The sequence below is a fragment of the Herbiconiux sp. 320_LB genome, from assembly GCF_059691755.1.
In genome coordinates, this window is sequence record NZ_JCAWAD010000004.1 from 379,147 (window position 1) to 399,000 (window position 19,854).

Here is a 19,854-nt window from a genome sequence, read left to right on the forward strand (position 1 = left end):
GCAGAATAGGACGTCCGATCGACTCCAGAGGAATGCGTGAGCCCCCTAGCCAAGAAGGCCCTCCAGCCTGCTTCGACCGACCCCGCGTTCATCCGCAACTTCTGCATCATCGCCCACATCGACCACGGCAAGTCGACGCTGGCCGACCGGATGCTCGGGATCACCGGCGTCGTCAGCGACCGTGACATGCGCGCCCAGTACCTCGACCGCATGGACATCGAGCGCGAGCGCGGCATCACGATCAAGAGCCAGGCCGTGCGCATGCCCTGGGCGCTCGGTGACGACACCTTCGCGCTCAACATGATCGACACCCCCGGCCACGTCGACTTCTCCTACGAGGTCAGCCGCAGTCTGGCGGCCTGCGAGGGCGCGATCCTGCTGGTCGACGCGGCGCAGGGCATCGAGGCGCAGACCCTCGCGAACCTGTACCTGGCGCTCGAGAACGACCTCACGATCATCCCGGTGCTGAACAAGATCGACCTGCCCGCGGCCGACCCCGAGAAGTACGCGAAGGAGCTCGCGAGCCTGATCGGCGGCGACCCCGACGACGTGCTCCGCGTCTCCGGCAAGACCGGTCTCGGCGTCGAAGACCTGCTCGACCGGGTGGTCGAGCGCATCCCGGCCCCGGTGGGCGATCCGGATGCGGCGGCCCGCGCGATGATCTTCGACTCGGTCTACGACGCCTACCGCGGCGTGGTCACCTACGTCCGCATGATCGACGGGCACCTGAGCCCGCGCGAGCGCATCCAGATGATGTCGACCCGCGCCACCCACGAGATCCTCGAGATCGGGGTGTCGAGCCCGGAGCCGACCCCGTCGAAGGGCCTCGGCGTCGGCGAGGTCGGCTACCTGATCACGGGCGTGAAAGACGTGCGGCAGTCCAAGGTCGGCGACACGGTCACGACGGCGGCGAAGCCCGCGACCGTGGCCCTGCCGGGGTACACCGAGCCGCTGCCGATGGTGTTCTCGGGCCTCTACCCGATCGACGGCAGCGACTACCCGGTGCTGCGCGAGGCGCTCGACAAGCTGAAGCTCAGCGATGCCGCCCTGGTGTACGAGCCCGAGACCTCGGTCGCGCTGGGCTTCGGCTTCCGCTGCGGCTTCCTCGGCCTCCTGCACCTCGAGATCATCACCGAGCGGCTCGAGCGCGAGTTCAACCTCGACCTGATCGCGACCGCCCCGAGCGTGATCTACGAGGTGACCACCGAAGACAAGAAGACGGTCACTGTCACGAACCCGAGCGAGTTCCCCGGCGGCAAGATCGCCAACGTCAAGGAGCCGGTCGTGAACGCGGCCATCCTGGCGCCGAAGGACTACGTCGGCACGATCATGGAGCTCTGCCAGAGCCGCCGCGGCACCCTCCAGGGCATGGACTACCTGGGTGAAGACCGGGTCGAGATCAAGTACACCATGCCGCTCGGCGAGATCGTCTTCGACTTCTTCGACAACCTCAAGTCGAAGACCGCCGGCTACGCGAGCCTCGACTACGAGCCCGCGGGCGAGCAGGAGGCCGACCTGGTGAAGGTCGACATCCTGCTCCAGGGCGAGCAGGTCGACGCCTTCAGCGCGATCGTGCATCGCGACAAGGCCTACGCCTACGGCGTGCTGATGACCGGCCGCCTGCGCGAGCTGATCCCGCGCCAGCAGTTCGAGGTGCCGATCCAGGCCGCCATCGGCGCCCGGATCATCGCCCGCGAGTCGATCCGCGCGATGCGGAAGGACGTGCTCGCCAAGTGCTACGGCGGTGACATCACCCGCAAGCGCAAGCTGCTCGAGAAGCAGAAGGAGGGCAAGAAGCGGATGAAGATGGTCGGCCGCGTCGAGGTGCCCCAGGAGGCCTTCATCGCCGCCCTCTCCGGTGACACGGAGAAGAAGGACAAGAAGTAGCCGTGGCCTCCACCCTCGCGAAGACCTCGCCCGCCGAGGCTCCGCTCAGCTACGCGGCCGTCGGGGCGACGCAAGCCGCCGACCTCCTCTACTACCCGCCGAAGGGCTTCCACCCGATGGAGCGTCGTGCGCGGCTCGGCAGCGGCGCCGCCCGTTTCGAGACCGCGTCGGCGAAGCTGATGGCCTGGGGCGTGCAGCGCGGCTCCGGCATCGCCGTGGGCGAGATCACGCTCCCGGCCCCGACCGAGACCGACTACGCCGGGCTGGTCTACGACCAGGCGGGCATCCCCGTCGCGCCCCGGTCGGCCGACCCCGAGCAGGCCTATGGAGAAGACGGCACGCCCCTGGTCTCCCCGGGCACCACCGCGGTGCTCACCGTGCGCGCCTTCGGCATCCCCGTCAAGGCGCCCGTGCGGGTCGTCTACCTGGTGAACGAGCCGGGGCGACTGGGCTTCGCCTACGGCACGCTGCCCGGGCATCCGGAGTCCGGCGAGGAGCTCTTCCTGGTCGAGCACCTCTCCGACGACTCGGTCTGGATCGTCATCCGCGCCTTCTCGCGCCCGAGCACCTGGTACTACGCCCTCGGCCTGCCCGTGCTGCGCCTCTTCCAGGCCCGCGCGACCAAGAAGTACCTGCGTTCGCTGATGCCGGCGATGGGGGCGTAGGAGGCCGTGCCCTCCGTCCTGCCACTCGGCGATCCGGCTCCGGCCGACGGCCTCCTTCCGGTTGACGGTGCCCTGCGCTCGGCCGAGCGTGATCTCAGCCTCTACGTGCACGTCCCGTTCTGCCGGGTGCGCTGCGGCTACTGCGACTTCAACACCTACACGGCCACCGAGCTGCGCGGCGTGAAGCAGTCCGACTACGCCTCGCAGGCGGTCGCCGAGATGCGCTTCGCCGGCGAGGTGCTCGGCGCCTCCGGCGTTCCGCCGCGGCCGCTGTCGACCGTCTTCTTCGGCGGCGGCACGCCCACGCTCCTGCCCGCGGTGCAGCTCACGGCCATGCTCGGTGCGGCGCGCGAGGAGTGGGGGTTCGCTCCGGATGCGGAGATCACCACCGAGGCCAACCCCGACTCCGTCGACGCCGAGTACCTGACGACGCTGGCCGAGGCCGGTTTCACCCGCGTGAGCTTCGGGATGCAGTCGGCCGTGCCGAGCGTGCTCGCGACGCTCGAGCGCACCCACGACCCGGCCCGCATCCCGGATGTGGTCGGCTGGGCGAAGGACGCGGGGCTCCAGGTCAGCCTCGACCTGATCTACGGCACCCCGGGGGAGACCCTCGACGACTGGAAGCGGTCGCTCGACGCGGCCGTGGCGAACGACCCCGACCACATCTCCGCCTACGCGCTGATCGTGGAGGAGGGCACGAAGCTCGCCCGCCAGATCCGCTCCGGTGTGGTCGCCGCGCCCTCGGACGACCTGCAGGCCGACATGTACGAGCTGGCCGACCGCACCCTCGGCGGTGCGGGGTACGACTGGTACGAGGTCAGCAACTGGTCGAAGGATGCCTCGACGCGCTCCCGGCACAACCTCGGCTACTGGGTCGGCAACGACTGGTGGGGCATCGGTCCGGGCTCGCACAGCTACGTCGGCGACACCCGCTGGTGGAACGTGAAGCACCCCGCGGCCTACGCCCAGCGGATCGCCGCAGGAGAGTCGCCCGCCGCCGGCCGCGAGACCATCGACGACGGCACGCGCGAGCTCGAGCGCATCCTGCTGGAGAGCCGGGTGCGCGACCGGCTGCGCATCCGCTCGCTCGCCCCCGAGGCGCGGCGCGAGGTGGCCGGCCTGATCGCCGAGGGACTCGTCGACGGCCCCGCCGCGGTGCGCGGCACCCTCGACCTCACCCTGCGCGGCCGGCTCCTGGCCGACACGGTCGTGCGTCGCCTGACCTGACGGCCGGAGACGACGAAGCGGCGACCGAGGAGATCCTCGATCGCCGCCCCGGAGCCGTTGCGTTACTTGATGAAGCGGAAGTTGAACGGGTAGCGGTAGGTGCCGCCGCCGTTGACCTTCACGCCACCGATGATCGGGAACACGATCTGCACGGCCAGCAGCGCCAGCCAGAGCAGCGTGCCGATGATGAAGCCGACGATCGGGATGAACTGCAGGATCACGTTGACGATCGAGTAGGCCACCCAGACGATGGCCATCGTGATCTGGAAGTTCGTGGACTCCTTGCCCTCCTGGTTGGTCAGGGGGCCGCGGTCTTTGAAGACCAGCCAGATGATCAGCGGCGGCAGGATGAACAGCACGCCGCCGATGTGCGACCACATGGCCCACTGCTTGTCTTCGGCCTGGGTGAGCGGTGCCGCTCCGGCCGTGGGCTGGTAGCCGGCCTGCGGCTGCTGGTACCCGGGCTGCTGGTAGCCGGGCTGCTGGTAACCCGACGGCGGCGCCTGGTAACCGGGCGGGGGAGCCTGATATCCCGGAGGCGGAGTCGGCTGCCCCTGCTGCGGCGGCGTCGGCTGCCCGGAGGCCGGGTCGTACGGCGGTGTTGCGTTGGGGTCGGTCATTGTCTCGCGCCTTTCAGACGTTGGGCGTTCTTACAGGTGGCAGGATAGCGCCAGGGTCCCCGGGCGGCAATGATCCGCGCCCAGGGTGTTCGGAACCGGTCGGCCCGGATGCGCGTTATGATTAGCACTCAAGCTGCGCGAGTGCCAATGCGCGGGCTTCGGCTCGGAAGGAGGTGTGTCTGATGGTGTCGGACCGCAGTCTGGAAGTGTTGAGGGTGATCGTGCAGGACTACGTCGCCTCCCGCGAGCCCGTCGGCTCCAAAAGCATCGCCGAGCGTCACTCGTTCGGCGTCTCGGCGGCCACCATCCGCAACGACATGGCGCTGCTGGAGGAGGAGGAGCTGATCACGGCCCCCCACACCTCCTCGGGCCGCGTGCCGACCGACAAGGGCTACCGCCTGTTCGTCGACCACCTCTCCGACCTCCGGCCGCTCTCCTCGGCGCAGCGCCACGCGATCGAGACCTTCCTGGGCTCCTCGGTCGACGTCGACGACGTCCTGGCCCGCACGGTGCGGCTGCTGTCGCAGCTCACCCGCCAGGTGGCCCTGGTGCAGTACCCGCTGCGCTCGCAGGCCAAGGTCCGTCACGTCGAACTGGTCGCGCTCGCGCCGCGGAAGCTCCTGACCGTCATCATCACCGACAACGGCCACGTCGAGCAGCGGGTGGTCGACGTGCCCGCCGACCTCGACGACCGCCTGATCGGCGACCTCCGCCTCCGCTTCAACGAGGCGGTCTCGGGGCTCGGCCTCCTCGAGGCGGCCGACGCGCTCGACGGCGTCGCCGCCCGCTTCCCGGCCGAATCGGCCCCGGTGGCGGCCGCGGTGGCGGCGACCCTGCACGAGCAGGTGTCGGCGAACCGCCAGGAGAAGCTCCTGATCGCAGGAGCCGCGAACCTCGTGCGCACGGAGGACGACTTCCACGGCAGCATCCTGCCGGTGCTCGAAGCGGTCGAGGAGCAGGTCGTGCTCCTCCGCCTGTTCAGCGAGATGGAGGCCGACCAGCGCGGCGTCACCGTCTCGATCGGCCGCGAGAACGAGTCCTTCGGGCTCGGCGAGACCTCCATCCTCGCCAGCGGCTACACCGGCGTCGGCAGCGCCGTCTCCCGGCTGGGCGTGCTCGGCCCCACCCGGATGGACTACTCCAGCAACATCTCCGCGGTCCGCGCCGTCGCGCGGTACCTCTCCCGCTCCCTGGGCGAGTCGGGCGGCGCGGTCTGAGGCCGAGGCCGACGACCCCACCCGATCACCCCGACCACCCGACCCCACGAACGATCGAACGAACTCGAAACGAAGGAGAAGCCCAGCGTGGCTGACCATTACGACGTGCTCGGCGTCTCCCGCGAGGCGACCCCCGAGGAGATCAAGAAGGCCTACCGGCGACTCGCGCGCGAGCTGCACCCCGACGTCAACCCGAGTCCGGATGCGCAGGAGAAGTTCAAGCAGGTCACCCACGCCTACGACGTGCTGAGCGATCCCGGCCAGCGCCGCGACTACGACCGAGGCCCCCAGCAGGGCTTCGGCGGCGGCGCCGGCGGCGGCTTCGGCGGCTTCGGCGACATCTTCGAGACCTTCTTCGGCGGGCAGGGCGGCGGCCAGCGCGGCCCGAAGTCGCGCGCCGAGCGGGGCCAGGACGCGTTGCTCCGCGTCGAGGTCGACCTCGGCGAGGTCATCTTCGGGGCGCACCGCGACCTCGAGGTCGACACCGCGGTGCTCTGCGAGACCTGCAACGGCTCCTGCTGCCAGCCCGGCACCTCTCCCGTGACCTGCGACATCTGCCACGGCACCGGCTCGATCCAGCGCACCGTGCGCTCGCTGCTCGGCAACGTCGTGACCAGCGCCCCCTGCGGCACCTGCCGCGGCTACGGCACGGTCATCCCGAACCCGTGCCCCACGTGCCAGGGTCAGGGTCGCGTGCGTGCGCGCCGCACCATCCCGGTCGACATCCCCGCGGGCGTCGACACCGGCCTGCGTCTCCAGCTGCCCGGTCAGGGCGAGGTCGGCCCGGCCGGCGGCCCGCAGGGCGACGTCTACCTCGAGATGAAGGTGCGCCACCACGACGTCTTCTCCCGCAACGAGGACGACCTGCTCTGCACCCTCGAGGTGCAGATGTGGGATGCGGTGCTCGGCACCACCACCTCGATCAAGGCGCTCGACGGCGACATCGAGCTCGAGCTCAAGCCCGGCATCCAGAGCGCCGAGGTGCTCACGGTCAAGGGCCGCGGCATCACGCACCTCCGCGGCGGCGGTCGCGGCGACCTGCGGGTCGGCATCCAGGTGGTCACGCCCACCAAGCTCGACCACAAGCAGAAGGAGCTGATGAAGCAGCTCGCCGGGGCGCACAAGTACCCGGCGCCCTCGCTCGGCCAGTTCCAGCAGGGCCTGTTCGCCAAGCTCCGCGACCGCTTCCTCAACGTCTGAGGCCACCGATGAGCTCCCTCTTCCTCCGCGACGACCTGGCGCTCGTCCCGCACGGCGTCGGCGAGGTGGTCGCCCTCGACGGCGACGAGGCCCGCCACGCGGCGACGGTGAACCGGATGCGCGTGGGCGAGCACACCGCGATCGGCGACGGTCGCGGCCTGGTCGTGCGCGGCATCGTGGTCAAGGCCGAGGCCCGCGAGCTCGAGATCGTGGTCGACGCGGTCGACATGCATCCCGAGCCCGCGCCCATGATCACGCTGGTGCAGGCCCTGGCGAAGGGGGATCGCGACGAGCGCGCCGTCCAGGCCGCGACCGAGCTCGGGGTCGGCGCGGTCGTGCCGTGGCAGGCCGAGCGCTCGATCTCGCGCTGGGCCGGGCCCAAGGAGCAGAAGGGCGTCGAGCGCTGGCGGAGCATCGTGCGCGAGGCGGCGAAGCAGTCCATCCGCCCTTTCGTGCCGGTCGTCGGCGACCTCGCCTCGACCGAGGAGCTGGCCCGGCGCGTCACCGGTGTCCGGATGCTCGTGCTCGAGCCGACCGCCACCACTCGCCTCACCGAGGTCGACGTGGCGGGCGCCACCGGCGACGACTCGCGGCCGATCGTGCTCGTGGTCGGGCCGGAGGGCGGCATCTCGCCGCGGGAGCTCGACCTGCTCACCGAGGCCGGCGCCGAGACCGTCCGCCTCGGCCCGGAGGTGCTGCGCACGTCGACGGCGGGGCCGGCCGCCCTGGCCGTGCTCAACGTGGCGCTCGAACGCTGGTAGCGAACCCGGTGCATCCGGGGGCGTCCACCCCCTTCGAACGTCGGTCGTGAAAAGTAGGATGGAAGCATGTCTCACGAATCCCCGGCGCCCTCGATCTTCAGCAGGATCGTCGCGCGCGAGATCCCGGCGACCATCCTGCGCGAGAACGACCGCCTGATCGCGTTCGAAGACGTCGCTCCGAAGGCGCCGGTGCACGTACTGATCGTTCCGAAGACCGAGCAGTACCGCGACGTGGTCGAACTGGCCGCGGGCGACCCCGAACTCCTCGCGGAGATCGTCGCCACAGCGAAGTCCCTCGCCGAGGAGCTCGCTGACGGAGACTTCCGCCTCATCTTCAACACCGGAGGCAACTCCGGGCAGACCGTCTTCCACGTGCACGCCCACGTGCTCGCGGGCGGTCTGAAGGAATAGCACTTGGCATCCTCTGAACCCACCTCCCCCCTGTCCACCCCGTCGAACGGGGCCTCCCGCTCGGTCGGCCCGTCCGCACCGCAGGGCGACGGCGAGGCGCGACTGCACATCGACGGCATCGAGATGGTGCGCCTGCTCGGTCCGCAGGACCGACTGCTCACCACGGTCGAGAAGCAGTTCCCGCTCGTCACCGTGCACGTCCGCGGCAACGACATCACCCTCTCCGGCGACGCCGACCAGGTCGACGCGGCGCGGCGTCTGGTCGAAGAACTGCTGCTGATGGTGCGCGACGGCCGCGACCTCACCCAGACCGAGGTCGCCACCTCCGCCCGCATCCTCGAGGGCGACCGCAGCACCAGCCCCGCCGAGCTCCTCAGCCAGGCGATCGTGACCGCCCGCGGCAAGAGCGTGCGGCCCAAGACGCTCGGCCAGAAAGACTACGTCGACGCGATCGACGAGAACACGATCGTCTTCGGCATCGGCCCGGCCGGTACCGGCAAGACCTATCTCGCCATGGCGAAGGCCGTGCAGGCCCTCCAGCGCAAGGAGGTCGAGCGGATCATCCTGACCCGTCCGGCGGTCGAGGCGGGGGAGCGGCTGGGCTACCTTCCCGGCACCCTCACCGACAAGATCGACCCCTACCTCCGGCCGCTCTACGACGCGCTCAACGAGATGATGGATCCGGAGATCGTGCCCAAGCTGCTCGCGGCCGGCACGATCGAGGTCGCACCGCTGGCCTACATGCGCGGCCGCACGCTCAACAACTCGTTCATCGTGCTCGACGAGGCGCAGAACACCACCCCCGAGCAGATGAAGATGTTCCTCACCCGGCTGGGCTTCGGCTCGAAGATGGTGGTCACCGGCGACATCACGCAGGTCGACCTGCCGACGGGCACGAGCGGTCTGCAGGTCGTGTCGCGCATCCTCGACCGGATCGACGACATCCACTTCGCCACGCTGACCAGCGCCGACGTCGTCAGGCACACCCTGGTGGGCCTGATCGTCGACGCCTACACCAAGTACGACCAGGTGCAGATGGCCCAGAACCAGAACCCGGGCTACCGGGGCGACCGAACGAGCGACCGCGACCGGCGCTACAACACGAACAAGCGATGAGGATGGCCGCGTGAGCATCGAGGTTAATAACGAGTCGTCCATTCCTGTGGACGAGACGGCGCTGCTGCGACTGGCGAGCTATGCGCTCGACCAACTGCACGTGCATCCGGATGCGGAGCTCGCGATCGTGCTGGTCGACGAGGCCGCCATGGAGCAGCTGCACGTGCAGTGGATGGACGAGCCGGGCCCGACCGACGTGCTGAGCTTCCCGATGGACGAGCTGCGCCCCGGCACGGAGGACGCGCCGACCCCGGCCGGTCTCCTCGGCGACGTCGTGCTCTGCCCGCAGGTGGCCGAGGCCCAGGCGCAGACCGCGGGTCACTCCACGCTGGAGGAGCTGCTGCTGCTGACCACCCACGGCATCCTGCACCTGCTCGGCTTCGACCACGCCGAGCCCGAGGAGGAGCGCGAGATGTTCGGTCTGCAGCGCGACATCCTGGTGGGCTTCGCGATGGACGAGCGCCGCCGCAGATGACCTTCGTCCTCTTCCTCCTCGTGGCGGTCGTGCTGGTGGCCCTCGGCGGCCTGTTCGCGGCCGTCGACTCGGCGATGGTCTCGTTGTCGCGCAGCGACATCCTCGAGCTCGCCGAGCACGCGAGGGCGAAGAAGTCGCTGCGGGCCATCGCGCACGACCTCGGTGCGCACCTGAACGCCGCGAACTTCGCGCGCGTCGTCTTCGAGACCACCGCGGCGGTGCTCGTCACGATCACCTTCGCCTCCTGGATCGGCGAGCTCTGGATCGCGTTGCTCGTCTCCGCCGTCGTCATGACGGCGGCGAGCTTCGTGCTCGTCGGTTCGAGCCCTCGCAGCGTCGGCCGGGTGCACGCCCGGGCGGTGCTCCGGTACAGCGCGGTCGCGGTGCACCTGGTGCGGGTCGTGCTGGGTCCGGTGGCGAACATCCTGGTCGCGATCGGCAACCGGGTGACGCCCGGCCGGCCGCGATCGGGCGCGTTCTCCTCCGAGGAGCAGCTGCTCAGCATGGTCGACGAGGCCACCGAGCTCGACGTGCTCGAAGAGGACGACCGCGAGCTGATCCACTCGATCCTCGAGTTCAACGACACCGTCGTCCGCGAGGTGATGATCCCGCGCACCGACATGGTGACGATCGGCGACGACGAGACCGTGGGGCACGGGCTCGGGCTCTTCCTCAGCAAGGGCGTCTCGCGCATCCCGATCGTGGTCGACGACAACGTCGACGAGATCTCGGGCGTGCTCTACCTGCGAGACGCGGCCCGGCTGAGCTACGAGCGGCCGGCGACACTCGACACGATGCCGGTGAGCGCCCTCGCCCGCACGCCGCTGTTCATCCCGGAGTCCAAGAAGGTCGACGACACGCTGCGCCAGATGCAGCTCGAGTCGAACCATCTCGCGATGGTCGTCGACGAGTACGGCGGCATCGCCGGGCTCGTCACCCTCGAAGACCTCATCGAAGAGCTCGTCGGCGACATCTCGGACGAGTACGACCGCGACGTCGTCGAGGTCGAGCCGCAGGGCGACGGCGCCTATCGGGTGAGCGCCCGGCTGCCGGTCGACGAGCTCGGCGAGCTGTTCGACCTCGAGCTCGACGACGACGACGTCGACTCGGTCGGCGGTCTGCTCTCGAAGTCCCTCGGCCGCCTGCCGGTCGAGGGTTCCGTCGCCCGGGTCTCGGGCCTCGAACTCACCGCCGACCGGGTCGACGGGCGGCGCAGGCGCGTCGTCACCGTGCTCGTGCGGCGTGATCCGGATGCTCTGCTCGAGTCGAGCGACACCGGTTCTCTCAAGATCATCGGCACCAAGGAGAAGGCATGACCGACACCGACCTCGACCCGGACGACTTCCGCGCCGGTTTCGTGACCTTCGTGGGCCGGCCGAACGTCGGCAAGTCCACGCTGACCAACGCGCTCGTCGGCGAGAAGGTGGCGATCACCAGCTCGAAGCCGCAGACGACCCGGCAGACCATTCGCGGGATCGTGCACGAGCCGAACGGCCAGGTGATCGTCGTCGACACCCCGGGCATGCACCGCCCGCGCACGCTCCTCGGCGAGCGGCTGAACTCCCTCGTGCAGTCCACGCTCGGCGACGTCGACGTGATCGGCTTCTGCCTGCCGGCGAACGAGAAGCTGGGCCCGGGCGATCGCTACATCAACGACCAGCTCGACCAGTACCCGGGCGCGAAGAAGATCGCGATCGTCACGAAGATCGACTCGGCGTCGAAGCAGCAGGTCGGCGAGCAGCTGCTCGCGGTGTCCGAGCTGCGCGACTGGGAGACGGTGATCCCCGTGTCGGCGACCAGCCGCATCCAGCTCGACGTGCTGATCAGCGAGCTCATCCGCCTGCTGCCGAAGTCGGAGCGCCTCTACCCCGACGACCAGTACACCGACGAGGGCCTCGAGTCGCGCATCTCGGAGCTCATCCGCGAGGCCGCGCTCGAGGGCGTGCGCGATGAGCTGCCGCACTCGATCGCGGTGACGATCGACGACATGACCGAGCGGGAGGACCGCGACCTGGTCGAGATCTACGCGAACCTCTTCGTCGAGCGCGACAGCCAGAAGGGCATCATCATCGGGCCGAAGGGCTCCCGGCTCGGCGAGGTCGGGTCGCGGGCCCGGGCGCAGATCGAGCCGCTGCTCGGCCGCCAGGTCTACCTGAACATCCGGGTCAAGGTGGCGAAAGACTGGCAGCGCGATCCCAAGCTCCTCGGGCGGCTCGGTTTCTGACCGATTCCCCGACCGGTTCCCGAGGAGACCGGCGGGGTCGGACCAGGCTTCCGAGAACCGCACATCCCAGAACCGATAGCCTGTAGTCGTGTCTACCGCTTCGAACCCGTTCGGCCAGGTCCTGGTCGCCATGGTCACACCCTTCACCGCCGACGGCGAGGTCGACTGGCCCGGTGTCGAGACGCTGATCGACGATCTGATCACCCACGGCGCCGATGGCATCGTCGTCAGCGGCACCACCGGCGAGACCTCCACCCTCACCGACCCGGAGAAGCTCCGGCTGGTCGAGGTGGGCAAGTCCGTCGCCGCGGGCCGGGCGAAGATCATCACGGGCGGCGGTTCGAACGAGACCGCCCACGCCATGCAGCTCGCGCGCCAGAGCGAGAAGGCCGGCGCCGACGGCAACCTCGTCGTCACGCCGTACTACAACAAGCCCACCCAGGCGGGCATCCTCACCCACTTCCGGATGATCGCGGACGCGACGGCGCTGCCGGTCATCCTCTACGACATCCCGGGTCGCACGGGCGTGCCGATCAAGTACGACACGATCCTCCGCCTCGCGAAGCACCCGAACATCCTCGCGGTCAAAGACGCCAAGGGCGACTTCAGCGAGGTCAGCCGGGTGCTCAACCAGACCGACCTGCTCTACTTCTCGGGTGACGACGCGAACGTGCTGCCGCACATGGCGATCGGTGCCACCGGCCTCATCGGGGTCACGGCCAACATCGCCCCCGGTTCGTACCGCACGATCGTCGACGCGGTGAACGCGGGCGACCTCGCGACCGCGACCGCGGCCCACCGCTCGCTCGAGCCGCTGGTCCGCGCCGTCATGACCCACGTGCCCGGCACGGTGGCGGCGAAGTACATCCTCCACGGCCTCGGCCGTATCGGCAGCCCCCGCGTGCGGCTGCCCCTGGTCGGCCCCGAGGAGTGGGAGGCCGCCCAGATCGAGAACGAGATCGACCTCGTGACCGGCATCGACGGTCTCGACCTCCGCAACTTCCGCCCCGACCGCAACGCGGCCGCGGGCGGCGCCCTCCCGAAGGTCGCCGGCACCACCCGCTGATCACTCAGCGGGCGACCGGCCGGCCCGACGGGAGCCCCACAAGCCACAGCGCGAGCACGACGCCGCGCACAGCACCACGAATCATCTGAATGAGGAGGGCCCATGAACAGCCCCATTTTCGACCCGCCGGCTCTTGAAGACGGCACGCTCCGCATCACCCCGGTCGGCGGTCTCGGCGAGATCGGCCGCAACATGACCGTGTTCGAGTACGAGGGCAAGCTGCTCGTCGTCGACTGCGGCGTGCTCTTCCCCGAGGAGAACCAGCCCGGGGTCGACCTGATCCTGCCGGACTTCTCGGTCGTCCGCGACCGGCTGCAGGACATCGTCGGCATCGTGCTCACGCACGGCCACGAGGACCACATCGGCGCCGTGCCCTACCTGCTGCGTCTGCGCGGCGACATCCCGCTGATCGGCTCGGCGCTCACCCTCGCCCTGGTCGAGGCGAAGCTCAAAGAGCACCGCATCAAGCCGTACACCTTCGACGTCACCGAGGGCCAGGTCGAGAACCTCGGCCCCTTCGAGTGCGAGTTCGTCGCCGTGAACCACTCGATCCCGGATGCGCTGGCCGTCGCGATCAAGACCCCCGCGGGCGTCGTGCTGCACACCGGCGACTTCAAGATGGATCAGCTGCCGCTCGACGACCGGCTCACCGACCTCCGCGCCTTCGCGCGGCTCGGCGAGGCCGGCGTCGACCTGTTCCTGGTCGACTCGACCAACGCCGACGTCCCCGGCTTCACCGCGCTCGAGAAGGAGATCGGCCCGGTGCTCGAGTCGGTCATCGCCCGCGCGCCCCGCCGGGTCGTGGTCGCGAGCTTCTCCAGCCACGTGCACCGCGTGCAGCAGGTTCTGGATGCGGCGGCCGCGAACGGTCGCCGGGTCGCGCTCCTGGGCCGCTCGATGGTGCGCAACATGGGCATCGCCGCCGACCTCGGCTACCTGAAGGTGCCGGACGGCGTGCTCGTCGACTTCAAGAAGGCCGGCGACATCCCGGACGACAAGATCGTCTACATGTCCACCGGCTCGCAGGGCGAGCCGATGGCCGTGCTGTCGCGGATGGCGAACCTCGAGCACCAGATCGAGGTCGGCCCGGGAGACACCGTGATCCTCGCCTCCAGCCTCATCCCCGGCAACGAGAACGCGGTCTACCGCGTGATCAACGGTCTGACCAAGCTCGGCGCCAACGTCGTGCACAAGGGCAACGCGAAGGTGCACGTCTCCGGCCACGCGGCCGCCGGCGAGCTGCTCTACGTCTACAACATCCTGAAGCCGAAGAACGTGCTCCCCGTGCACGGCGAGTACCGCCACCTGGTCGCCAACCAGAAGCTGGCGATCGAGACCGGCGTGCCGGCCGACCACACCTTCATCGCCGAGGATGGCACGGTCATCGACCTCCGCGCCGGCGAGGCGAAGATCGTCGGGCAGTACGACCTCGGCTACGTCTACGTCGACGGCTCGACCGTGGGCGAGATCACGGATGCCGACCTCAAGGATCGCCGCATCCTCGGTGAGGAGGGCTTCATCTCGATCATCGTCGTGGTCGAGGCCCAGACCGGCAAGATCGTCGTGGGCCCCGAGATCCACGCCAAGGGCTTCGCGGAGGACGACAAGGTCTTCGACGCGGTCAAGCCCAAGATCAGCGCCGCCCTCGCCGAGGCCGCCCAGAACGGCACCCGCGAGCCCTACGCCCTGCAGCAGGTCGTGCGTCGCACGGTCGGTCGCTGGGTGAACACGTCCTACCGGCGTCGGCCCATGATCGTGCCCTTGGTGATCGAGGCGTAGCTTCGATCACCAGAGGCGGCCGTTGGCCACGCCGGTCCCTGCCCGGCGCGGGCGACATGTTCGCGTGCCGTCGCGAAGCGCGGCCTTCGGTCGTGCTTCGCGGCGACGCGCTCACCCTGGGTCATCGACAAAGGCCCGCAGCTTTCATCTCCGTCCCAAGAGTTCTTGGGTGGTGGAATGCTGCGGGCCTTTCTCGACGACACAGGGTGAGGGCGAGGCCGCGATAGCGACCTCACCCGAACATGTCGCGTCGCGCCGGGCGGGGACCGGCGCGACCCGGGATGGGCGCGCGCAGCACGTCCATCCCGGCAGCAAGACGGCGCAGCACGCCCGCCCCGGCAGCAAGACGGCGCGGCACACCCCCAACGTCCGCGGCTCCGGATAGCGTGTTTGCATGGCCACGAGTAGCAAGTCCACGCCCCGATCGCGGGCGACTCCGGCGCGGTCCACCCCGGCGCGATCGACCCCGGCCAAGCGTGGCGGCACGAACTCCCGCACCGCGGCCCAGAAGACCGTCAAGTACCCGGCGGTCACCGAGCACGAGGGTCCCGGCGTCCTCTCGCGCGCCTGGCTGGGGCTCGCCCACGTCGTCGGCGGGGCCGCCCGGGCGTTCGGCCCCGAGCAGCTCGCGAAAGAGGAGCGCCGCGACGGCCTCCCGTTCCTGTTCTTCCTGCTCGCCGTGGTCGGCGCGGTGGTCGAGTGGTTCCTGGCCTCCAACGCGGTGGCCGCGAACATCAACGCCTACACCTTCGGCGGCCTGTTCGGCCGTGTCTCCTACGCGCTCCCCGTCATCCTGCTGCTGCTCGCCGTCTGGCTGTTCCGGCATCCGAGCTCCGTCCACGACAACGGGCGGATCGGCATCGGCCTGGCGATCTTCCTGGTCTCGGTCTCGGGCCTCTGCCACGTCTTCGGCTCGGCACCCGACCCCGCGAACGGGGTCAACGGCCTCGCTGTGGCCGGCGGCATCCTGGGCTGGATCGTCGCGGCCCCGCTGATCGCCCTGATCACGCCGATCGGCGCCTCGATCGTGATGATCTTCTTCGTCGTGCTCTCACTGTTCATCATCACCAAGACCCCGCCGAACCGGCTCGGCCGCCGGTTCCGCGAGCTCTACGCCTACCTCTTCGGCGCCCCGGACGAGACCGAGACCGAGGCCGCCTCCGCCGCCGCGACGCCGGCCGCGTCCGGTCGCAAGGGCGCCAAGGCCAAAGACGGCGGTCAGACCCCCCTCGACGGTCTCGACGACGTCGATGACGAGACTCCGGATGCGCTGCCCTGGTGGCGCCGCAACACCAGCCAGCGCGAGGTCGACCCCGAGTTCGACACCCCGCCGATGGCTCCCCGCCTCGAAGACCGCACGCCTGCGGCCGACGCCCCCTTCGACAACGCCGCCGAGATCGAGTCCACCGAGAACTTCGGCGCATCCCTGCTCCACGACATGGAGGCCGCCGAGCAGGCGATCAAGCGCGTCACCGGCGAAGTGCTGCCCGGCCGCCGACAGACCACCGGGCTGCTCGACGACGACGGCACCGAGGCGCTGCCCGCCTTCGCGACCCCCATCCCCGACGAGCCCCTCGACCTCTCGGGCACGGGCGAGATCTCCGGCATGGCCGAGCCCGCCCCGGCCTCCGAGCCGGCGAACTACCGCCTCCCGTCGGTCGCCAACCTCTCCGTGGGCGAGCCGTCGAAGGCCCGCTCCGCGGTGAACGACGACATCGTCCGGGCGATCACCGACGTGCTGAGCCAGTTCTCGGTCGACGCCACCGTCACCGGCTTCTCCCGCGGCCCGACCGTCACCCGCTACGAGATCGAGCTGGGCCCGGGCGTCAAGGTCGAGCGCGTCACCGCGCTGTCGAAGAACCTCGCCTACGCGGTGGCCTCCAACGAGGTCCGCATCCTGTCGCCCATCCCCGGCCGCAGCGCGATCGGCATCGAGATCCCGAACACCGACCGCGAGACCGTGTCGCTCGGCGACGTCCTCCGCTCGCAGAAGGCGATGAACGACCCGCACCCGATGACCATCGGTGTCGGCAAAGACGTCGAGGGCAAGTTCGTGCTCGCCAACCTCGCGAAGATGCCCCACCTCCTGGTCGCCGGTTCGACCGGGTCGGGCAAGTCCAGCTTCATCAACTCGATGGTCACGAGCGTGCTCATGCGCGCGAAGCCCAGCGAGGTGCGGATGGTGCTGATCGACCCCAAGCGCGTCGAGCTCACGGCCTACCAGGGCGTGCCCCACCTGATCACCCCCATCATCACCAACCCCAAGAAGGCGGCCGAGGCGCTGTCGTGGGTGGTGAAGGAGATGGACATGCGGTACGACGATCTCGAGAGCTTCGGCTTCCGTCACATCGACGACTTCAACCGCGCCGTCATCAACGACGAGATCCAGCTCCCGCCGGCCTCCCAGCGCGTGCTGAAGCCGTATCCGTACCTCCTCGTGGTGGTCGACGAGCTCGCCGACCTCATGATGGTGGCGCCGCGCGACGTGGAGGACTCGATCGTCCGCATCACGCAGCTGGCCCGCGCCTCCGGCATCCACCTGGTGCTCGCGACCCAGCGCCCCTCGGTCGACGTGGTCACGGGCCTGATCAAGGCCAACGTGCCCTCGCGACTCGCGTTCGCGGTGACCAGCGTCACCGACTCGCGCGTCATCCTCGACCAGCCCGGCGCCGACAAGCTGATCGGTCAGGGCGACGCGCTCTTCCTGCCGATGGGGTCGTCGAAGTCGATCCGGGTGCAGGGCGCCTGGGTGAGCGAGCCCGAGATCGCCAAGGTCGTCGAGCACGTCACCCGGCAGGCCCGGCCCGAATACCGCGACGACGTCGCCGTCACCGCCGAGAAGAAGAACATCGACTCGGACATCGGCGACGACCTCGAGGTGCTGCTGCAGGCCGCCGAGCTGGTGGTCAACACCCAGTTCGGGTCGACCTCCATGCTCCAGCGCAAGCTCAAGGTCGGCTTCGCCAAGGCGGGTCGCCTGATGGACCTGCTGGAGTCGCGCGAGATCGTCGGCCCCTCCGAGGGTTCCAAGGCGCGCGACGTGCTGGTGACCGCCGAGCAGCTGCCCGAGGTGCTGGCGATGCTCCGTGGCGACTCCGGGCCGTCCTCCGCGCCGGCCCCGGCGGCATCCTCGACGCCGTCGCAGGCCGGGCAGGTCCCCGGGGAGCACTCCGCTGCCGCCTACCCATCGTCCGGCCACCCGTCGACGCCCGAAGCCTTCCTCGCGCAGTACCCTGAGGTGGAGGGCGATTCAGACGAAGACGCCTGGGGTCTGACCGGCAGGGAGTAACGCGTGAGCAGCACCGATCGCACGGACGGCGCGGTCTCGAAGCCGAGCAACTGGAACCTGCCCAACGCGATCACGGTCATCCGGATCCTGTTGGCCCCGCTGTTCTTCGTGATGCTGCTGGTCGACGGCGGCGACGACGGCTGGCTCCGCTGGGCGGCCGCGGTCCTGTTCATCCTGGCCATCGCGACCGACGGCATCGACGGGCACATCGCCCGCAGCCGCAACCTGGTCACCGATCTCGGCAAGCTGCTCGACCCGATCGCCGACAAGGTGCTGACCGGCGCCGCGCTGGTCGGCCTGTCCATCCTCGGCGAGCTGCCCTGGTGGGTCACGGCGCTCATCCTGATCCGCGAGGTCGGCATCACCGTCTGGCGGTTCGTGCAGCTGTCCGACCGGGTCATCCCGGCCTCCCGCGGCGGAAAGCTCAAGACCTTGGTGCAGTCGATCGCGATCTCCCTCGCCCTCCTGCCGTTCCCGATGCTCCTCGGCGACTGGGTCAACTGGGTCAACGGCGTCTTCATGGCGCTGGCGCTCATCCTCACCGTCGTCACCGGCATCGACTACCTCGTGCAGGCCTGGAGGCTGAACCGCCGGCCTGCGGCCTCGTGAGCCGCGGCGACGAGACGACGGATGCGCTGGCCCGCCGGATCGTCGAAGCCCTCACCGTCAGCCACGGCACGATCGCCGTCGCCGAGTCGTTGACCGGTGGTCTGCTCACCGCGGCGCTGGTCGCCGTGCCCGGTGCCTCCGCGGTCCTCCGCGGCGGAGTCGTGGCCTACGACACCGAGCTCAAGCACACGGTGCTGGGGGTGGATGCGGGCGTCCTCGCGGCGCACGGCCCCGTGCATCCGGATGTCGCCGTGCAGATGGCCGGGGGAGTGCGGGGAGTGCTCTCGGTGCGCGGGGAGCCGGCGCGGATCGGCATCGCCACGACCGGGGTCGCCGGGCCGGGTCCGCAGGACGGTCAGGCGCCGGGGACCGCGTTCGTCGGCATCGCCATCGACGACGAGGTGCGGAGCGTCGCCCTCGAGCTGCCGGGCGATCGGGAGGCCGTCAGGGCCGAGGTCGTGCGCCGGGCGCTCGAGGCGCTGGCCGAGCTGGTCGCGGCCTGACGGTCGGGAATGCCACGCGTTTCGATCACGTTACATCTCGTGTCATTCACAAGTTATGTCCAGTCCCCGTCGTTTAGAGTCTCTGCTACGAACCAGTGGTGTAGAACGGTTCATGTGCCACTCAAAAAGACTGTGACGGAACGCAAGGAGGGTCCAATGATTCTAGTTCGTCAGGAAATCGGCGACGTGCTTCGGGACTTCCGCCTGCAGAAGGGCCGTACCCTTCGTCAAGTGGCAAGCAAGGCGAGCGTCGCGCTCGGCTACCTGAGCGAGGTCGAGCGGGGCCAGAAAGAGGCTTCGAGCGAGATCCTCGCGTCGGTCGCCGAAGCGCTCGACACGCCGATCTCGGTGATCATGCGTGAGGTGGGCGACCGCCTGGCCGTGGTCGAGGGCATCGACCCGATCCCCGACACGGTGCCCGACGAGTTCGTGGCCGACTTCGACGTCGACCTCGTCGCTCGCTGAGCGTGCGGCTGAGCCAATTCCGGCAAGCCGTCTCCGATGAGTTCGGAGTCGCCTACGGCCAGGTCGTGACCAATGATCTGGTGCTCGTCGATCTGGGCGACCTCACGGCCGAGCAGGCCCTGAGATCCGGCATCCCCCCGCGAGAGGTGTGGCTCGCGGTCTGCCGGGCGGCGGATGTCTCGCCGGCACGCCGACACGGAGCGGGTCTTCCCGCCCAACCCCGAAGCTGAACCGAGAAGCCCCTGGATCCGTCCGGGGGCTTCTCGCATTCCCACGGCCGGATTGCCGTCGACACGCCGCGCGGATGTCGAACATACCTTCGGATCTGAGTAGGCTCCTG

At 69.6% G+C, this 19,854-nt stretch carries 19 protein-coding genes; 18 read left to right on the forward strand and 1 reads right to left on the reverse strand.

Going from position 1 to position 19,854, the window contains the following annotated elements; all coding sequences use genetic code 11:
- Positions 1-36 precede the first annotated feature (36 nt).
- The 3 genes from lepA to hemW are packed head-to-tail and all read left to right on the forward strand — an operon-like array spanning position 37 to position 3,779.
- Complete coding sequence (lepA, locus tag AC59HU_RS13170; protein ID WP_497223878.1) at positions 37-1,887, forward strand: translation elongation factor 4; 1,851 nt, start codon at positions 37-39, stop codon at positions 1,885-1,887.
- A 2-nt stretch (positions 1,888-1,889) separates the two neighbouring features.
- A complete protein-coding gene (locus AC59HU_RS13175) occupies positions 1,890-2,552 on the forward strand; it encodes a DUF1990 domain-containing protein (protein WP_497223879.1) in 663 nt (220 codons plus the stop codon).
- A gap of 6 nt (positions 2,553-2,558) precedes the next feature.
- Entirely contained in the window at positions 2,559-3,779 is a 1,221-nt protein-coding gene (gene hemW, locus AC59HU_RS13180; RefSeq protein WP_497223880.1) for a radical SAM family heme chaperone HemW, read from the forward strand.
- Between the two features lie 62 nt (positions 3,780-3,841).
- Here the strand turns inward: hemW and AC59HU_RS13185 are convergent, their stop codons facing one another.
- Positions 3,842-4,399, reverse strand: a complete 558-nt coding sequence (locus tag AC59HU_RS13185) for a DUF4870 domain-containing protein (RefSeq protein ID WP_497223881.1) — start codon at positions 4,397-4,399, stop codon at positions 3,842-3,844.
- A 182-nt stretch (positions 4,400-4,581) separates the two neighbouring features.
- On the opposite strand from AC59HU_RS13185, the gene hrcA reads away from it, so the two are divergent.
- The 15 genes from hrcA to AC59HU_RS13260 all read left to right on the forward strand — a co-directional run bounded on the left by hrcA (position 4,582) and on the right by AC59HU_RS13260 (position 19,744).
- Positions 4,582-5,616 carry a heat-inducible transcriptional repressor HrcA gene (gene hrcA, locus AC59HU_RS13190; protein WP_497223882.1) on the forward strand — a complete coding sequence of 345 codons (1,035 nt, stop codon included), beginning with the start codon at positions 4,582-4,584 and terminating at the stop codon, positions 5,614-5,616.
- Between the two features lie 87 nt (positions 5,617-5,703).
- Positions 5,704-6,816, forward strand: coding sequence for a molecular chaperone DnaJ (dnaJ, locus tag AC59HU_RS13195; protein WP_497223883.1), 1,113 nt, complete (start codon positions 5,704-5,706; stop codon positions 6,814-6,816).
- 8 nt (positions 6,817-6,824) lie between these two features.
- Positions 6,825-7,577: a 16S rRNA (uracil(1498)-N(3))-methyltransferase gene (locus AC59HU_RS13200; RefSeq protein WP_497223884.1), complete on the forward strand. Its 753-nt coding sequence runs from the start codon at positions 6,825-6,827 to the stop codon at positions 7,575-7,577.
- A gap of 66 nt (positions 7,578-7,643) precedes the next feature.
- On the forward strand, positions 7,644-7,988 hold the full coding sequence (locus tag AC59HU_RS13205) for an HIT domain-containing protein (RefSeq protein ID WP_497223885.1): 345 nt from the start codon (positions 7,644-7,646) through the stop codon (positions 7,986-7,988).
- 123 nt (positions 7,989-8,111) lie between these two features.
- On the forward strand, positions 8,112-9,104 hold the full coding sequence (locus AC59HU_RS13210; protein ID WP_497223936.1) for a PhoH family protein: 993 nt from the start codon (positions 8,112-8,114) through the stop codon (positions 9,102-9,104).
- A gap of 10 nt (positions 9,105-9,114) precedes the next feature.
- Positions 9,115-9,579 (forward strand): rRNA maturation RNase YbeY, encoded by a 465-nt coding sequence (gene ybeY, locus AC59HU_RS13215; protein WP_497223886.1) that lies wholly within the window; start codon positions 9,115-9,117, stop codon positions 9,577-9,579.
- Positions 9,576-10,895: a hemolysin family protein gene (locus tag AC59HU_RS13220; protein ID WP_497223887.1), complete on the forward strand. Its 1,320-nt coding sequence runs from the start codon at positions 9,576-9,578 to the stop codon at positions 10,893-10,895. The genes ybeY and AC59HU_RS13220 overlap by 4 nt, the downstream gene beginning before the upstream one ends.
- Complete coding sequence (gene era, locus AC59HU_RS13225) at positions 10,892-11,803, forward strand: GTPase Era (RefSeq protein ID WP_497223888.1); 912 nt, start codon at positions 10,892-10,894, stop codon at positions 11,801-11,803. The genes AC59HU_RS13220 and era overlap by 4 nt, the downstream gene beginning before the upstream one ends.
- An 88-nt stretch (positions 11,804-11,891) precedes the next feature.
- Entirely contained in the window at positions 11,892-12,869 is a 978-nt protein-coding gene (gene dapA, locus AC59HU_RS13230; RefSeq protein WP_497223889.1) for a 4-hydroxy-tetrahydrodipicolinate synthase, read from the forward strand.
- A 102-nt stretch (positions 12,870-12,971) separates the two neighbouring features.
- Positions 12,972-14,648, forward strand: a complete 1,677-nt coding sequence (locus AC59HU_RS13235) for a ribonuclease J (protein WP_497223890.1) — start codon at positions 12,972-12,974, stop codon at positions 14,646-14,648.
- Positions 14,649-15,042: 394 nt separating this feature from the next.
- Positions 15,043-17,937: an FtsK/SpoIIIE family DNA translocase gene (locus AC59HU_RS13240; RefSeq protein WP_497223891.1), complete on the forward strand. Its 2,895-nt coding sequence runs from the start codon at positions 15,043-15,045 to the stop codon at positions 17,935-17,937.
- A gap of 3 nt (positions 17,938-17,940) precedes the next feature.
- Positions 17,941-18,546 carry a CDP-diacylglycerol--glycerol-3-phosphate 3-phosphatidyltransferase gene (gene pgsA, locus AC59HU_RS13245; protein ID WP_497223892.1) on the forward strand — a complete coding sequence of 202 codons (606 nt, stop codon included), beginning with the start codon at positions 17,941-17,943 and terminating at the stop codon, positions 18,544-18,546.
- On the forward strand, positions 18,543-19,049 hold the full coding sequence (locus tag AC59HU_RS13250; RefSeq protein ID WP_497223893.1) for a CinA family protein: 507 nt from the start codon (positions 18,543-18,545) through the stop codon (positions 19,047-19,049). The genes pgsA and AC59HU_RS13250 overlap by 4 nt, the downstream gene beginning before the upstream one ends.
- A gap of 156 nt (positions 19,050-19,205) precedes the next feature.
- A complete protein-coding gene (locus AC59HU_RS13255) occupies positions 19,206-19,514 on the forward strand; it encodes a helix-turn-helix domain-containing protein (protein WP_066042928.1) in 309 nt (102 codons plus the stop codon).
- A gap of 2 nt (positions 19,515-19,516) precedes the next feature.
- On the forward strand, positions 19,517-19,744 hold the full coding sequence (locus AC59HU_RS13260) for a DUF3046 domain-containing protein (protein ID WP_497223894.1): 228 nt from the start codon (positions 19,517-19,519) through the stop codon (positions 19,742-19,744).
- Positions 19,745-19,854: the final 110 nt, after the last annotated feature.

Excerpts from the sequence above, each read along its gene's own strand:
- AC59HU_RS13185 (WP_497223881.1), bottom strand. The coding sequence starts at position 4,399 with ATGACCGACCCCAACGCAACACCGCCGTACGACCCGGCCTCCGGGCAG.
- hrcA (WP_497223882.1), top strand. The coding sequence starts at position 4,582 with ATGGTGTCGGACCGCAGTCTGGAAGTGTTGAGGGTGATCGTGCAGGAC.
- AC59HU_RS13200 (WP_497223884.1), top strand. The coding sequence starts at position 6,825 with ATGAGCTCCCTCTTCCTCCGCGACGACCTGGCGCTCGTCCCGCACGGC.
- AC59HU_RS13205 (WP_497223885.1), top strand. The coding sequence starts at position 7,644 with ATGTCTCACGAATCCCCGGCGCCCTCGATCTTCAGCAGGATCGTCGCG.
- AC59HU_RS13210 (WP_497223936.1), top strand. The coding sequence starts at position 8,112 with ATGGTGCGCCTGCTCGGTCCGCAGGACCGACTGCTCACCACGGTCGAG.
- AC59HU_RS13220 (WP_497223887.1), top strand. The coding sequence starts at position 9,576 with ATGACCTTCGTCCTCTTCCTCCTCGTGGCGGTCGTGCTGGTGGCCCTC.
- era (WP_497223888.1), top strand. The coding sequence starts at position 10,892 with ATGACCGACACCGACCTCGACCCGGACGACTTCCGCGCCGGTTTCGTG.
- AC59HU_RS13235 (WP_497223890.1), top strand. The coding sequence starts at position 12,972 with ATGAACAGCCCCATTTTCGACCCGCCGGCTCTTGAAGACGGCACGCTC.
- AC59HU_RS13240 (WP_497223891.1), top strand. The coding sequence starts at position 15,043 with ATGGCCACGAGTAGCAAGTCCACGCCCCGATCGCGGGCGACTCCGGCG.
- AC59HU_RS13255 (WP_066042928.1), top strand. The coding sequence starts at position 19,206 with ATGATTCTAGTTCGTCAGGAAATCGGCGACGTGCTTCGGGACTTCCGC.